14 protein-coding genes are annotated in these 14,956 nt (G+C 54.4%); 8 read left to right on the forward strand and 6 right to left on the reverse strand.

Translation table 11 applies throughout. From position 1 onward, the window contains the following. Positions 1–70 precede the first annotated feature (70 nt). The 4 genes from RBT11_07810 (at position 71) to RBT11_07825 (ending at position 5,191) form a co-directional block, all read left to right on the forward strand. The gene (locus RBT11_07810; protein ID MDX9786665.1) at positions 71–1,069 is read left to right on the forward strand and encodes a branched-chain amino acid ABC transporter permease; all 999 of its coding nucleotides are present in this window, start codon (positions 71–73) and stop codon (positions 1,067–1,069) included. Between the two features lies 1 nt (position 1,070). Then, a complete protein-coding gene (locus RBT11_07815) occupies positions 1,071–1,835 on the forward strand; it encodes an ABC transporter ATP-binding protein (protein MDX9786666.1) in 765 nt (254 codons plus the stop codon). Between the two features lie 16 nt (positions 1,836–1,851). Next, a complete protein-coding gene (locus RBT11_07820; protein MDX9786667.1) occupies positions 1,852–3,954 on the forward strand; it encodes an ATP-binding cassette domain-containing protein in 2,103 nt (700 codons plus the stop codon). A 61-nt stretch (positions 3,955–4,015) separates the two neighbouring features. Further along, positions 4,016–5,191, forward strand: coding sequence for an ABC transporter substrate-binding protein (locus RBT11_07825; protein ID MDX9786668.1), 1,176 nt, complete (start codon positions 4,016–4,018; stop codon positions 5,189–5,191). A gap of 74 nt (positions 5,192–5,265) precedes the next feature. On the opposite strand, the gene RBT11_07830 is transcribed toward RBT11_07825, so the two are convergent. The 6 genes from RBT11_07830 to RBT11_07855 all read right to left on the reverse strand — a co-directional run bounded on the left by RBT11_07830 (position 5,266) and on the right by RBT11_07855 (position 7,882). After that, complete coding sequence (locus tag RBT11_07830) at positions 5,266–5,646, reverse strand: stress response translation initiation inhibitor YciH (protein ID MDX9786669.1); 381 nt, start codon at positions 5,644–5,646, stop codon at positions 5,266–5,268. A 212-nt stretch (positions 5,647–5,858) separates the two neighbouring features. Beyond that, positions 5,859–6,056, reverse strand: coding sequence for a YwbE family protein (locus RBT11_07835; GenBank protein ID MDX9786670.1), 198 nt, complete (start codon positions 6,054–6,056; stop codon positions 5,859–5,861). Positions 6,057–6,068: 12 nt separating this feature from the next. Further along, positions 6,069–6,776 (reverse strand): hypothetical protein, encoded by a 708-nt coding sequence (locus RBT11_07840; GenBank protein ID MDX9786671.1) that lies wholly within the window; start codon positions 6,774–6,776, stop codon positions 6,069–6,071. Positions 6,777–6,960: 184 nt separating this feature from the next. Next, a complete protein-coding gene (locus RBT11_07845) occupies positions 6,961–7,137 on the reverse strand; it encodes a hypothetical protein (protein MDX9786672.1) in 177 nt (58 codons plus the stop codon). After that, positions 7,134–7,706, reverse strand: coding sequence for a Zeta toxin family protein (locus tag RBT11_07850; protein MDX9786673.1), 573 nt, complete (start codon positions 7,704–7,706; stop codon positions 7,134–7,136). Before RBT11_07850 ends, RBT11_07845 begins: the two co-directional genes overlap by 4 nt. Continuing rightward, positions 7,706–7,882 carry a hypothetical protein gene (locus tag RBT11_07855; protein ID MDX9786674.1) on the reverse strand — a complete coding sequence of 59 codons (177 nt, stop codon included), beginning with the start codon at positions 7,880–7,882 and terminating at the stop codon, positions 7,706–7,708. Before RBT11_07855 ends, RBT11_07850 begins: the two co-directional genes overlap by 1 nt. Positions 7,883–8,233: 351 nt before the next feature. Here RBT11_07855 and RBT11_07860 point away from each other — a divergent pair, with 351 nt between their 5' ends. The 4 genes from RBT11_07860 to RBT11_07875 all read left to right on the forward strand — a co-directional run bounded on the left by RBT11_07860 (position 8,234) and on the right by RBT11_07875 (position 14,955). Beyond that, complete coding sequence (locus tag RBT11_07860; protein MDX9786675.1) at positions 8,234–10,432, forward strand: PAS domain S-box protein; 2,199 nt, start codon at positions 8,234–8,236, stop codon at positions 10,430–10,432. Between the two features lie 275 nt (positions 10,433–10,707). Beyond that, positions 10,708–11,280 (forward strand): response regulator, encoded by a 573-nt coding sequence (locus RBT11_07865; protein ID MDX9786676.1) that lies wholly within the window; start codon positions 10,708–10,710, stop codon positions 11,278–11,280. 63 nt (positions 11,281–11,343) lie between these two features. Further along, positions 11,344–12,219 (forward strand): methylenetetrahydrofolate reductase, encoded by an 876-nt coding sequence (locus RBT11_07870; GenBank protein MDX9786677.1) that lies wholly within the window; start codon positions 11,344–11,346, stop codon positions 12,217–12,219. Positions 12,220–12,315: 96 nt separating this feature from the next. After that, positions 12,316–14,955, forward strand: a complete 2,640-nt coding sequence (locus RBT11_07875; protein MDX9786678.1) for a molybdopterin-dependent oxidoreductase — start codon at positions 12,316–12,318, stop codon at positions 14,953–14,955. Position 14,956 lies beyond the last annotated feature (1 nt).

Consider the following 14,956-nt stretch of genomic DNA (forward strand, 5'->3'; position numbering starts at 1 on the left):
AGCCATCTTTTGCCTTCAGCGCATATACACTTAAAAGCGTGCATGTTTCTGATTAAGGGGTTTATACCCTATGATGACGTCAAAAGACAAACTGGTCTATTTTATATATCTTCACCGAACGGGCCTGTGGGTGCTGGCGTTATCCCTGGCGCTCGTGGTATGGCCTTTATATGAGTCCAATCCTTACAACCTGGGACTTTCCAACCTGATTGCCATTCATCTGCTCGTTGTTCTGGGATTAAACTTATTTATCGGGTATGCCGGCCAGATCAGTCTCGGGCATGCCGGCTTTTTTGCGCTCGGCGCCTACGGGTCGGCGCTGGGCACGATCTCGTTAGGGTGGCCGGCCTGGCCGGTGATGGTTCTGGTGGCAATAGCGGTGGCCTTCATTGCGCTGGCCGTCGGCTTGCCGGCGCTGAAACTCAGCGGGCACTACCTGGCCATGGCCACGCTTGGGTTTAATATCGTGGTTTACCTGCTGCTGGTCCAATGGGATGCGGTTACCGGCGGCCCCGGCGGACTGGCGGAAATTCCCCACCTGTCCATGGGACCACTGGTATTTGACAGTGAAATTCGCCTTCATTATTTGTTGTGGACCTTTGCGATGGGTTGCCTGTTGCTGAGCCTTAACCTCGTACGCAGCGGCGCGGGAAGGGGACTTGCCGCCCTGGCTGAAGATGAGACCGCCGCTTCCGCCCTGGGTGTGGATACCAAACGGGCCAAAGTCAAAGTCTTTATTCTGTCGGCTGTTTTTGCGTCCCTGGCCGGAAGTCTTTTTGCCCATTGCTACGCCTTTGTCAGCCCCGAGTCCTTTAGTATTTTTGTGTCGCTGGAGTTTGTGATCATGGTGATTGTGGGCGGCATGGGGTCCATTTGGGGATCTTTGTTCGGCACGGCCTTGATCACCTTGCTGCCCGAATGGATCGAAGCGTTGGACGCTTATAAGGATATTCTTCATGGCCTGATTGTGGTACTGATCCTGATGTTTCTCCCTCAGGGGCTGGTTACCGGCATTACCGATGCGGTGCGCACGCGCCTGGCGCTGGGGAGAAAACCGGGGATAAAATAAGATGCTTGACCTCAAAAACGTCACAAGATGGTTCGGTGGGCTGCCCGCCTTGCAGGATGTGAGCTTTCGAGTGGAACCCGGACGCGTCACGGCCCTGATCGGTCCCAACGGCGCCGGTAAATCGACCCTGATCAACTGTATCAGCGGGGTGGATAACTGTCAGACGGGCACCATTTTGTTGGAGCATCATTCCATTGAAAAATTGCCGGCGCACCAAATCGCAGCCTTCGGAGTCGCGCGCACCTTTCAGAACCTGAAACTGTTTTCACGCTTGTCCGTGCTGGACAATGTGCTGACCGGGTTGACCGTGGCGGCGGAAAAGTCATTTATTCGATCCATGCTGCGGTTGCCTTCATTGCGCCACCAGGAGCGATCCTTGCGGCTGGCTGCATTTGAAGTGCTGGACACCTTCGGGTTGGGGACAAAAGCCGACTGGCCGGCAGCAGCCCTATCCTACGGCGAAAAAAAACGGGTTGAGTTGGCCCGGGCCTTTGCGGGTGATCCCAGGATAGTTCTTCTGGATGAACCCGTGGCCGGGCTGAACACGGAGGAAACGGCTCAGATCGCGCGCCACATTCGGCAACAGAGAGCGGCCGGCCATACCATGCTGCTGGTGGAACACGACATGGAACTGGTAATGGAGGTAGCCGACAAGGTGGTGGTTCTGGACAGCGGACGCTGCATCGCCCGGGGAACCCCGGCGCAGGTGCGAAGTAATCCCCTGGTATTGGAAGCCTACCTGGGGCGCATGGAGGCGGTTGCCTGATGAGAAAGCAAGCTCAATGAGTTCTCCCTTGCTGGTCATCAACGGGTTAACGGCCCATTACGGGGCAGCCCAGGCCCTTTTCGGCATCAATCTGTCTGTAAACGAAGGGGAAACCGTGGCCTTGGTGGGTGCCAACGGCGCCGGGAAAACGACCCTTTTAAAGTGCCTCATGGGACTGCTCACGCCGTCGGCCGGCGAGGTGTTGCTGGACGGCGTTGCGGTCACGGGCGCATCCCCTGCGCGAATGGTGCGAAAGGGGTTGGCGTTGACGCCAGAGGGCCGGGAAGTATTTCCCCATCTGACGGTTCGGGAGAACCTTGAATTGGGGGCCGTAGCGCTGAAGATCGGCCGCAAGGAAGTCTTCACCCGAATGCAAGCGGTGTACGGCCGGTTTGAGCGCCTGAGGGAACGGCAGACTCAGGCGGCGGGAACGCTTTCCGGCGGAGAGCAGCAGATGCTGGCCATGGGACGCGCCCTGATGGCGCACCCCAGATTGCTGCTGCTCGATGAACCGAGCCTGGGGCTGGCGCCCCTGATCACGGATGAAATTTTTGCCATTATCCATTCACTGGCCCGATCCGGGGTGACCATCCTGCTGGTGGAACAAAACGCCGCCCGCGCGCTGTCCGCCTCGGACAAGGCGTTTTTGATGGCCGGTGGACGGATTGTCGAGCAGGGGCGCAGCAGCGATCTGCTCAACGATTCAAAATTGCGCATCGCCTTTCTGGGCGCTGCCAGTGATGAGAAACCCGAAGCCAGCCGGCTGGGTGCGGCCGGTCTGACCAATATTCGTTTGGAGAAACCTCTCATGAATCAGCTCAGCTTAATGCCCGATTTTCAGGATGAAGAGGCCTTGGCCGCTCATCAGTTGAAGGGGCTGCAATGGACCGTTCGGCACGCCTTTGAAGGCTCTTCCTTTTACCGTCAGCGCCTGGAGCAGGCCGGTATAACGCCGGATGCCGTTTGCAGTCTCGCGGATTTGACCCGGCTGCCCTTTACCACCACCGATAACCTGCGGGAATTTTATCCTTTTCCGCTTCGCTCGGTTCCCTTTGAACAGATCGTCCGGGTTCATGCCAGCTCCGGCACCACGGGCAAACGCAAAATATTGGGGTACACGCAGAAGGACATTGATGACTGGGTTCATTTTTTCGCCCGCTGTTATGCCATGGCCGGTGTGACGCCTCTGGATCGGGTTCAGATCGCCGTGGGCTACGGCATCTGGACAGCCGGGATGGGATTTCAACTGGGATGCGAAAAAATCGGCGCCATGGCGGTTCCGGTGGGACCGGGCAATATTGATATGCACCTTCAGTTTATGCAGGATCTTCGTTCCACCGTGTTTTGCAGCACCGCTTCGATGGCGCTCCTTATGGCTGAAGAGATTCACCGCCGGGCGATTGCCGACAAGATTCACATTCGAAAGATCATCTACGGGTCCGAACGCACCTCCCGGTCCATGCGCCGGAAGATCTCCGAGCTCTTCGGCGGCGCCGAATTGTTCGACATTACGGGTCTTACCGAATTGTACGGCCCCGGCACCGGCATCGAGTGCCCGAATCACGACTGCATTCACTATTGGGGGGATTATTATATTCTGGAAATCGTTGACCCGGAGACCTTGCAACCGCTTCCTCCCGGCGAGTGGGGGGAAATGGTGGTCACCACTCTGGCCAAGGAGGCGGCTCCGCTGATTCGTTACCGTACCCGGGACATCACCCGCATTATCCCCGGGCGCTGCACTTGCGGGTCGATCATGCCGCGCCATTCCCGAATCAAGGGGCGCAGTGACGATACCATCAAATTCCGGGGGGTCAATATCTACCCCTCCACGATCGACACCATTCTGTCCGCCATTCCCGGACTGGGCTCGGAATACCAGATTCATCTGACCCGGGACGAAAGCTCGGGCCGCGATACCATGAAGGTGTTCATTGAGCGCGGCGAGGGCGTGGACCGGCAGCGCTCGCACGAGCTGATACATGAAATAACCTATCAAGTCAAAAGGCAGATGCTGGTGTCCGTGGATGTCGAATTGGTGGATTACGGCCATCTGCCGCGTTCCGAACGCAAGAGTCAGCGGGTGTTTGATACCCGAATTACGGATGAAATCGTTTAAGGCCGTTGCTATCACAGAAATTTTAACATCATCGTCGAAAAATTTCAAAAGGAGGGGAAAAATGATGAGACCAGCACATCGATTGGCGGCTGTGGTCGCCGCACTGGCAATGGGGATGTTCGCGGGAATCGCAACCGCCGGGGAGACCATTAAACTAGGCGCTTTTTTTGACCTGTCCGGTCCGGCCGCGTTTATCGGCACGCCGACCAAGCTGGTGGCCGAGATGGTTGTGGACAAAATCAACCACGAAGGGGGTGTCAACGGCCAAAAGCTTGAGTTGATCATTGGCGACACCGAGGGAGACCCGGCCAAGGCGGCCAACATTGCAAAAAAATTCATTTACAAGGACAAGGTGGTCGCCATCATCGGTCCCACCCGTACCGATACCGGAATGGCGGTCAAGAAGATCATTCACGAGGGAAAGCTGCCCGCCTTCATGACCGTCGGCGGGGATCCGGTCATCATGGGCGGCCCCAAACTGGGACCGTTTGAGTGGGTGTTCAAGTCGCCCCAACGCTCTTCGGTAGCGGTCAAACGTCTCTATATGTACTTAAAAGACAAAGGGCTTACCAAAATAGCCCTGCTTACCGCATCCGATAGTTTCGGCAAGGACGGGGAAAGGTGGCTGAACAGCATGGCTTCCGAATTCGGTCTTGAGATCGTGGCCAAAGAATCCTTTGGCCCCAGGGATACCGACATGACGGCCCAGTTGACCAACGTCAAAAATGCCAAGCCCCAGGCCCTGATTGTCTGGACCATTGGACCTGCCGGCGCCATTGTTTCCAAGAATAAAGCCCAATTGGGCATCGACTTGCCGCTGTTTCAATGCCATGGGCTGCCGGACCCCAAGTATATCGAACTGGCCGGAAAGGCTGCTGAAGGCGATCGCATGCCGGCCACCAAACTGATGGTGGGCGACGCCCTGCCGGATTCAGATCCCCAGAAACCGGTCATCAAGGAGTTTATTCGGCTCTACAAGGATCAATACGGCTTTGACAAGCAATTTCCCATCAACACGCATTCCGGGTATGCGTGGGACGCCATCATGATCGTGGCCGATGCCATGAAAAAAGCGGGCACGCAAGCCGATGCCCTGCGCACGGCCATCGAACAGACAAAGGGCTATGTGGGGGTTTCCGGCGTTTATAATCTGACACCCGAGGATCACAACGGCCTGGACGTGGATTCCATGGTGATCGTGCAGGTAAAGGACGGCCGGTTCGTTATGGCGGAATAACCGGTATTAAAGCCAATAGAATCAGAAAAACCGGGCCATTGATTGTGCCCGGTTTTTTTTGTGTGATCGCGTTGTCATCCTCCGGCCAACTTGGCTACTATCCCTTGCTGTTGAAGCTCGGCCTGCAATTTTTGGCGATGATCTCCCTGAATGATAATGGTGCCGTCTTTGACGGCGCCACCGGTCCCGCAAATAGATTTCAACTGTTTGGCTATCTGCTTAAGCCGGGTGTCATCCATCTCCAATCCATAAATGACGCTGACGCATTTGCCGCCGCGGCCTTTCACCTCTTTTTGAATGCGAACGATTCCGTCGTGTTTACTCTGGACGGGGTACGGTGCCGGCTGGTTTTGTTTTTTTCTTTTCTTGCAGCTGCATGCGGCGGCCGGTAGTCCGCATGTCGGGCATATCCTGCCGGTTTGGGTGGAATAGACCAGGCGCGAGTTGTCATTCATCGAGAAATCCCCTTCATCTGCTTCGATAAAACGTAAGGCCCTTTATCAGAAACATGCACGCTTTAGCGTGTATATTCGCCGAAGGTGAAAGATGGCTTTTATGCATCCCAGCATTCCAGCATCCCAGCATCCCAGCTCCCGGCCTTGCCGGGTTAGGTTAACCAGTCAAGGAATAGGCTGTCGGGTGCAATACCGACCTCGAATTCGGAGGGTCAGTCTTGAATGGCTTTAACCCTTCCAACCAGGCCGTTTTCCAGACGGACCTTTATTCCGTGAGGATGCGTGGGGGATTTTGTCAGAATATCCCGCACGATGCCTTCGGTCAGTTTTCCGCTTCTCTGGTCCTGCTTCAAAACAATGGAAACTTTTTGGCCGGATAGAATATCGGCTCTTTGGGTTCCGTTGGTCATTTGGAAATTTCCTTATTTTTTCGATGAGCTGTTTCCTGTGGTGCCGCCCGGTTTTCGGGCGATCCAGAGAATGTGCTTGCCGCCTTTTCCCGGCTTTCTGGCGCTCACGGTTAGGGTTTCCATTCCAAAGCCGCACTGTTTCAGGCGGTGGCCAAAGGGCTCGTCTACCCCGCAAGACCAGACAGCCAGAATCCCTTCGGGCGCGAGCGCGGAAAAGGCCTTTTTTAGGCCGGATCTTCCGTAGAGGCGGTCATTGGCTTTGCGGGTAAGCCCGCCGGGGCCGTTGTCCACGTCAAGAAGAATGGCATCCCAGGCGGATTCTTGTTTCCCGATGGTTTCCGACACATCTTCTTCTCGAAGGGATACCCGTGAATCATTCAGCGGCATGCCGGCAAGGTGCCCCAGGTATTCCCGGTTCCATTTGACGACTGCCGGAATCAGCTCCGATACGGTGATGCGCGCATCCGGCGCCGAGTGTTTAAGTGCCGTCGCAAGCGTGTAGCCCATTCCGAGGCCGCCGATGAGAATCCGCGCGCCGGGTTTTCGTTTCAAACGGCGGCAAGTGATCTCAGCCAAGGCATCTTCGGAGCCGTGGCGGCGGCTGTTCATCAGCTCGGTTCCCGCAGTCCGAAGCGAAAATTCCGCACCTCGCTTCAGTAGCGTGACTTTTCCCTCATATTCAGGGACTTGCGCTTCGTCGAGCTTTTCCCATGGAATCAAATGGTTTTCCTTAACCGGCGGATGAACAGCCTCGTTCTCGTTTTTCTGTTGATCCGTTTATAGCATGCTGTATTCAATTAATATACCTTGTCAACGAGCGATGCAGGCACTGCCTGTGTGAAACGAACTTCAACATCCTTTTGATTTCGAAAGTCGCTTATCTTCGGCTGTTCAATGTGCATGTTCAGTCCTTGGGGGTAGGGGCATCATCACCCTGCATCACCGGTTTTTTGCCGTCCCAGATCACGAAATAGTGGCCGAGTCTGCGTTTTTTCTCCAGAGTTTTTTCAACCGTTCTTTTAAGAGATTTCAATATCTTAATGCTATGTTCCGAGGGTGTCTTTTTATAAGTGGTCGTCATAATCCGGCCTCCTTAGATAACAGTTTAAAATAAGCCTCTTGATGAATATCACGGTTTTTTCCCTGTTGCTCGAAAGTCAAAACAGGGTCTTTGGTGTCATTCATCAAGCATACGCAACGATTCACCGCAGAGCTGAATAAGGTGAACAGGTTGATAAGACTGCGCGGAAACCGCCGTACAATGTCCCGCTCCGGAATGCTGTGGCCGCCGTGTGAAACGCGCTCGGCCACCCTGAATTTGGACGTTTCGACATTGGGGAGCGCAAGGTATATCAACTCCACCTGCCAGCCGTCCTTTCTCAAGCGGTTGATCAGTTTTAAGTGACCCCGTCCCGAAAGTGTGGTTTCAAAAGCGAAATCCTCTCCTCGGCCAATACGTGCCTCTATTTCTTGTAGAAAAAGTCGGCTTGCCGCAACGAGTTCCCGGTTCGGCGCCAGCGGGGATAAACCGGCCGCGATCAGATCCGCGTTAATAAAGTTCGAGCAGCCCGTCACCTCGGGGAGATAATCCAGCGCAAAGGTGGTTTTCCCCGCACCGTTGGGACCGGCGATCATCCAGCAGGTGGGCATCAGGCCACCTCCGCGATATCCGGCAAGGAGGTCCTCTCAATGGCCTGCGTCTTTTCCAGCTCGGCAATCCAGCCCTTGGCCATTTTGGTTTTTAGTTGCTGCCAACCTGCCTGTTCGATGGCTGGTGTGATGAACTTTGTGCAGATGTCTCGTTCGCTGAGCTTTTTTTTATCCATGTTCACCACGCCCTGCTATTTTTTTGAAGGCCGTCCGTATGTTCGCATCGAATTGCCTCTATTTGGTGGCGAGCGAAAGGCCACCATACGTGTTATTAGTGATTCAATTTATTCGGCAAAATATTATATTTGCTATTCCTTGTGCAAGAAAAACCGTTCAACCACCGGCACTTTCTATGTTTTTCCAGGGGGCCACACGTTTCTCCTCAACCGGCGGACCAACAGCCTTGTCCGCATGCTTTTGTCTATTCGTCTATAGCACGTAACGTCTGATTAATATATATTGGCAACGATGGCCGGGCTGGCCGGCTTGCAGCCGCGCAATGATCATGTTTGATAAGGATAACCGCCATGGATAAAAAAATTCAAATTGCATCCGCCATTCTTGAAGCGATCGAAGACGGCATTTACGTCGTCGGCCGGGAATTTAAGCTGGAATACATGAATTCGGCCATGATCAGAGAGTTGGGGAACGGTGTCGGGAAAAATTGTTTCGAAGTCATTCACCGACTGAGGGAGAAGTGCCCGTGGTGTTTGGCCCAGGAGGTTTTTGACGGCAAAACGCAGCGGCGGGAAGTGCGGTTTCCGGCGACCAATAAGTATTACGACATCATTGATGTGCCCCTCAAAAGCCCGGATGGCGGCAGCGTCTCCATGCTGAGTATTTGTCGGGATATCACGCTGAGAAAGCAAAGCCAGGCGCGGTTGCGGGCATCTGAAAAGGATTACGAATACCTTTTCGAGAATGTGGGATGCGGCGTGTATATCAGCAACAAGGAGGGCAAGGTCTTGAATGCAAATCGGGCCTTGATCGAAATGCTGGGGTATGAAAGCAAGGAAGAATTTTCGAAAATCGATATTGCAACGGATTTATATCTGCGGCCGGCGGATCGGGTGAAATTCCAGGAAATGGTCGAACGCGACGGCCGGGTGATCGATTATGAAGCCGAGTTCAAGCGCAAGGATAAACGCCCGTTAACCGTTCTTCTTACCAGTCATGTCCGATTAAATTCACAGGGCGAGATCGTAGGCTATGAAGGGATCATCGTTGACCAGTCCCAGAGAAAATTGATGGAAGAAAAACTCAGGGCCTCGGAAGAAGACTTTAAAAGGCTTTTTGAGTTGGTTGAATGCGGCGTTTTTATCAGCAGCAAGGACGGCAGGTTCATCAAAGTCAACAAAGCGCTTCTGGATATGCTGGGATACAGCAGTGAGGCGGAGTTTTTGACGCTGGATATCGCACGGGATCTTTACGTGCGGCCGGAGGATCGGAAACGATTCCAGGAGGCGATCGCGCGTGACGGCCGGGTGGTGAGCCAGGAGGTTGAATTCAGGAAAAAAGACGGCGGCACGGTGTCTGTCCTGCTGACAGGCCATGCGCGATACGACCAAAAGGGAATCATCATTGGTTATGAAGGGCTGAATGTGGATATTACCCAGCGAAAGCTGATGGAGAAAGAGTTAAAAGAAGCCTATGATTTCATAAATAAAATTATAAAAAGTTCCCCCAACCCCATCATTGCGGCCGACATGAAGGGCAGCATCATGATCTGGAATCCTGCCGCGGAAGAAACACTGGGGTATCGGGCAGAAGAAGTTATCGGGAAAATCAATATTCAAGATATTTATCCGGACGACATGGCCTTTAAGGTCATGAAGATGATGCGTGGCCCGGACTATGGGGGCGTGGGCAAGCTGCGCGCCTATCCCATGATATTTTTAAAAAAGGACGGCACCGGGGTGGAAGGTAACCTGTCCGCGGCGATTTTATATGATGCCGGCGGAAAGGAGGTCGCCTCCGTCGGCTCCTTTGTGGATCTCGAAGAGCGGCTCGAAATGGAGAGGGCGTTGCAGCGAACCCAGGCGCAGTTGCTGCAGGCTGAAAAACTGGCCGCCATGGGAAGACTGACCTCTCAGATCGCCCATGAACTCAACAACCCGCTTTACGGAATCATGAACACGCTGGAACTGATGAAAACAGAGATTCCACCGGAAAACAGGCGTCGCAAAATTTTGGAAATGGCTCTTTCGGAAACCATGCGCTTAAGTGACCTGCTCAAAAAAATGCTCTCCTTTTCCAAGCCGGACCAGGAAGAAAAGGCGGTCGTGAATATCAACATGCTGTTGGATGAAATCCTGTCGCTGCATGGAAAACAATTGCTTGAAAACAACATACGAATTTCCGCGGCCCTTTCAGAGGATCTGCCGAATATTTTCGCTTCCAGAAATCAATTGCGCCAAGTATTTATCAACCTGATCAAAAATGCAATGGACGCCATGCCGGAGGGAGGGGAGCTGCGCGTGCGTACCGGCAGCGACGCCGGTCGGGTTCGTGTCGATGTGTCCGATAACGGGATCGGCATTCAGAAAGCGCATTTGGGAAAAATATTTGACAGTTTTTTTACCACCAAGGACAGCGTCAAAGGCGTTGGCCTCGGCTTGTCCGTCTGTTACGGGTTTATCAAGGACCACGGCGGTGATATTCGGGTGGAGAGCAAGCCCGGCGCCGGCACCACGTTTATAATCACCCTGCCTTGCCACGACGATTGATTCATCATGCTTCCGCTTTTCGCCGGTCCGGCTGCGGACGCGGCTGTCAACGCGGGAAGATGCGGAATGTTCCCGCCGGTATCAAGCTATAAAAGCTGAAATAACTATAAAAAAAATATGTTTATCAATGACTATATATGTAATAAATAAATTTTAACTAACTGTTATAATAGTTAATTTAACTATTATTGCGAATTTGTGTTGACATGGCGGTTTTTAACTGTAATAGATGAAATAACTATATTTCAAAATATAGAGCAAAGGAGCCCGCTCCCATGGAAGATATCCTCACCGTATTCAAAGCCAGTCAGTACTGTAGCGTGTCCAGCAAAACCATCATTAACTGGATCGAAGCCGGACACATCAAAGCCTATAAAACCGTCGGCGGCCATCGCCGCATCAACCGCAGCGATCTTGAAGCGTTTATGAGAAAGCAGGGCATACCGATTCCCGAAACCGGTGTGGCCGATGAGAGAATCAGAATCCTGGTGGTGGATGATGACCCGATTATCGTGGAAACCATTGTGCAGGCCCTGGAAGAAGATGAATTCGACTATGAGGTGATCTCAGCCTCAGATGGATTTGAAGCCGGGCTTCAGGTGAACCATTTTGCGCCGCATCTGATGATTCTCGATATCATGATGCCGGATATCAAGGGCTATGAGGTCTGCAAAAGGATCAAGGACCACCCGGATACCCGACACATGAAGATCATCGTGTTGTCCGCTTATCTGGACGAAGAAAAATTTAAAAAGATGACGGAGTATGGCGCAGACGCCTGTTTCTCCAAGCCTTTCCCGCTGCCTCAACTGAAAGAAGAAGTCGCCCGACAGCTCCAGTTGCGCTGAAATCAATCTGCTTGAATGCTCATTGGCTCTGGTCGCCGGTTCTCAACGTTAAGAGGAGGCCCCATGAAGCTCAAGGAAGCGATTGAAAAAAAGCAGTTTGTCGTCACATCGGAAATCCAGACCCCGATCGATGACACGCCGGAAGATCTGGTGCGCAGCCTTGCCCCGATTCGCGGTCGTGTGGACGGCGTATCGCTGACCAAGGTGGAGTTGGAGGGCGTGGTCGGCGACACCATTAAGACCTGTCAGCTTCTTCAGCAAAGCCAGATCGAGCCGATCTATCAAACCACGACCCGGGATAAAAATCGCCTTCAACTGCAAAAGGATTTGATCGACGCGCACCAGAGCGGCATCGAAAACCTTCTGGTATTTACCGAAGATTATCGCATTACGGGTGATAGTTTGCAGGAAATGATGTTTTTTCATGTGGATGCGGGAAAACTGCAATCCGTATTGGCGCATATCCGGCAAGGCCATACCGTTGACGGGGAAGCATTGCCCTCGGCACCCGATTTTCTGATCGGTTCCGGTGTGGAGTCCTGCTGGGGCAAACAGGTGCCGGATCTGGAATTAAGGGAAATGGAAGAGATGACCAAAGTCGGCGCGGGGTATTTTTTGACTACGCCGGTGTTCGACCTGGATCAGTTTGCCAAATTTCTAAAACGAATCGATACGTTCGGGGTTCCCGTCATCGCGGAAGTCATGATCTTGCGAACGGCCGGCATGGCCCGGTTTCTTAACCGGCATCTGAAGTCCGGTATGGTGCCGGAGTGGATGATACAAAAGATGACCCGGGAGCCGGACCGACAGAAGGCGAGCATTGAAATTTTTTCTGATACCGTCAACGGGTTGAAACATCTTTGCCAGGGGGTTCATATCATTACCATCGGCGGAGAAGACAAACTTCGGCTCTATCTGGATGCCGCCCGGCTGAAATAGCCTCTAAGCGGGATGCTTTCGAAAAAAGCGGGCGAAGCGCCGATTCGTTCCTAGACCACTATCAACTTCGCAAAAGGAGTGCTTTTTGTGGAAAACATGGTCATTTCCATTGACGGGAAAACCGTCAGTTGCCGGGCCGGCACCAGTATTCTCGAAGCCGCCGACCAGCTCGGCATTCGGATTCCGAGATTATGCCATCACCCGGATTTAAAACCCTTCGGCGCGTGCCGGCTTTGTCTGGTGGAAGATGAAAAAACGGGTCGCCTGATGGCGGCCTGCGTCACGCCGGTGGCCCCGCACCTGGCGGTGCAGACCCACTCGCCCAGAGTCGTGAATCACCGGCGGAACATTATTCGCCTCATGATCGCCGAGCACCCGGAATCCTGCATCGTGTGCAGCAAGGGAAACCGCTGCGGGCTGCGTCAGGTCGCGGCCCAATACGGCGTGGGAGAGACGCATCTTTATCCCATGGCCAACGCAAGGCCGCTGGAGCAGGCAAACCCTTTTATAACCCGGGATTTGAGCAAGTGCATTCTCTGCGGAAAATGCATTCGGGCGGACCATGAACTGGTGGCGGTGGGAGCGATCGACTATAATCATCGTGGGTTTCGCTCCAGGCCGGCAACCGTCCATGAAGCGGATCTGGGCGCTTCGGAATGCACGTTTTGCGGCACCTGCGTTTCAATCTGTCCCACGGGCGCCTTGGCACTCAAAGGCGGCGCCTATGTGGGCACGCCGGTCGTTGAATCCGATTCCGTTTGCGGCTTTTGCGGGGTGGGATGCCGGCTTGCGATGGGCGCAGCCTATGAAAAAATCACTGAAGTCAATCCCGCAGGCGGGCCCGATTCGGTCAATGGTGCCACGCTCTGTGTTCGCGGCCACTTTGCCCATGATTTTCTGAATACCCCGAAACGGCTTCACGGGCCTTTGATTCGAACCCCTCATCCGGACACCGGAGAATCCGACCTCGCGCCGGCATCCTGGGAGGCGGCACTCTGCCGGGTGTCGGATCGCTTCAGGCGGATTATTGCGCAAAGCGGTCCGCAGAGCATCGGATTTCTGGGTTCATCCAAATGCACCCTTGAGGAAAATTACCTGTTTCAAAAGCTTGCTCGCGTTACCGTCCAAACGAACCACATCGATAACGGCGGGTTCGTTTCCGGCCAACGCCTGGTGATGCATTTGGATGAAAAGACCGGCGGCAGATGGCGGCGCAACCCGCTGTCATGGCTTGACAGCGCCGAGAGCATCCTGGTGATCGGCGCGGATCCCAACCACTCGGTGCCCGTGGTCAGCTATTACCTGAAGCGGGCGGCGCAAAGAGGGGTCCCTCTGATCGTGGTGGACCCCAGGCGAACGGAGTTGGTTAAATGGGCCACCGCATGGCTGCGGATCAACCCGCGGTCGGATCTGGAACTGCTGAACGGGCTGGCGGCTTGCCTGCTGGAGCGAAACGGGTATGACGCTGCGTTTATTGATAAGCATACGGAAGGCTTCGGTCTGTATCGCTATGGGCTTTCCTCCCTGAACAGGGACCGGGTCTGCCGAATGACCGGGCTAGAAAAAAGCCGAATTGAGCGCGCAGCGGATCTTCTGCACGGCAAGAAGATATCGGTGGTGGTGGGGCATGGGATTTTGCAGCAGCAATACGGCGCTCATTCGCTGGGAGCCCTGATCAACTTAAGTCTTTTGTCCGGCGGGTTCGGTGTGCGTCCCGCGGGGTTTTACGTCCTTATAAGGGAAAACAATGCGATGGGTGCCATGGATATGGGGGCGGTGCCGAATCTGCTGCCCGGTCGCCGGTCGCTCACTCATGAAGCGGTTCGCAAATCCTGGGAAAAGGCATGGAAAACCACCTTGTCGCCGGATCCGGGCCTGGATATGGTGCGAATGATTGAGGCGGCGGAAAAAGGGTTTTTGAAGGCGCTTTATATCATGGGGGAAAACCCGGTTCGATCCCTGCCCGAGTCCGATCGCGTGAAAAAAGCGCTTCAAAAACTGGAATTTCTGGTGGTTCAGGACATCGTGCAGAACGAGACCACGGCGATCGCCGATGTCGTGCTTTCCGGTGCCGCATTCAGCGAAAAGGGCGGCGCTTTCACGAATCTGGAAGGCCGCATTCAGTCGTTCTCGCCGGTGGTCTCGCCGCCGGGCCTTGCCCGGGCGGACTGGTGGATTCTCGATTCACTGGGCGGGAAAATGGGGAACGCGGCGCCTTATGGCAGTGTGGATAAAATAGACGAAGAAATTCGGCGGCTGGTGCCCATGTATGCCCAACTGGATGGTCGGGCACAGGGCTGGATCGGGGCGGAGCAACCAAACGGGGCGCATCCGATATCCTTTTCGGCGGTGGTGTCCACTGAAGAGGCGCCCGTTGCCGAAGACTTCCCGGTGACGGCGATTATCGGCTCACAGCGGTATCATCTGGGCAGCGGCACGAGAACCGGCCTTTCTCCGCGCATTCGGGCGGTCGATGTTCAAGCGCGCGCGGAGATATCGCCGCAGGACGCTGAAGCGCTGAATGTAAGCGACGCAGGGCGAGTGCGCATTGTCTCCCACTGCGGGGAATTGACGCGCGATGTCCGGGTGAACGGCGACTTGTCGCCGGGGCAGGTGTTTGTGCCGACGGGTGTGGAGAATAATTCCGCTCTGGCCCTGATCGGGTTGGACGCGCTTTCAGGGGCTCGTCCCGCCGGGTGGAAAACCTGCCCGGTCAGGCTGGAAAAGGTCGATTGAA

This window comes from Desulfobacterales bacterium (genome assembly GCA_034003325.1).
GTDB lineage: Bacteria > Desulfobacterota > Desulfobacteria > Desulfobacterales > JAFDDL01 > JAVEYW01.

Coding starts and splice junctions, on each gene's coding strand:
- RBT11_07810 (MDX9786665.1), top strand. CDS start 71: ATGATGACGTCAAAAGACAAACTGGTCTATTTTATATATCTTCACCGA.
- RBT11_07815 (MDX9786666.1), top strand. CDS start 1,071: ATGCTTGACCTCAAAAACGTCACAAGATGGTTCGGTGGGCTGCCCGCC.
- RBT11_07820 (MDX9786667.1), top strand. CDS start 1,852: ATGAGTTCTCCCTTGCTGGTCATCAACGGGTTAACGGCCCATTACGGG.
- RBT11_07825 (MDX9786668.1), top strand. CDS start 4,016: ATGATGAGACCAGCACATCGATTGGCGGCTGTGGTCGCCGCACTGGCA.
- RBT11_07830 (MDX9786669.1), bottom strand. CDS start 5,646: ATGAATGACAACTCGCGCCTGGTCTATTCCACCCAAACCGGCAGGATA.
- RBT11_07835 (MDX9786670.1), bottom strand. CDS start 6,056: ATGACCAACGGAACCCAAAGAGCCGATATTCTATCCGGCCAAAAAGTT.
- RBT11_07845 (MDX9786672.1), bottom strand. CDS start 7,137: ATGACGACCACTTATAAAAAGACACCCTCGGAACATAGCATTAAGATA.
- RBT11_07850 (MDX9786673.1), bottom strand. CDS start 7,706: ATGCCCACCTGCTGGATGATCGCCGGTCCCAACGGTGCGGGGAAAACC.
- RBT11_07855 (MDX9786674.1), bottom strand. CDS start 7,882: ATGGATAAAAAAAAGCTCAGCGAACGAGACATCTGCACAAAGTTCATC.
- RBT11_07860 (MDX9786675.1), top strand. CDS start 8,234: ATGGATAAAAAAATTCAAATTGCATCCGCCATTCTTGAAGCGATCGAA.
- RBT11_07865 (MDX9786676.1), top strand. CDS start 10,708: ATGGAAGATATCCTCACCGTATTCAAAGCCAGTCAGTACTGTAGCGTG.
- RBT11_07870 (MDX9786677.1), top strand. CDS start 11,344: ATGAAGCTCAAGGAAGCGATTGAAAAAAAGCAGTTTGTCGTCACATCG.
- RBT11_07875 (MDX9786678.1), top strand. CDS start 12,316: ATGGTCATTTCCATTGACGGGAAAACCGTCAGTTGCCGGGCCGGCACC.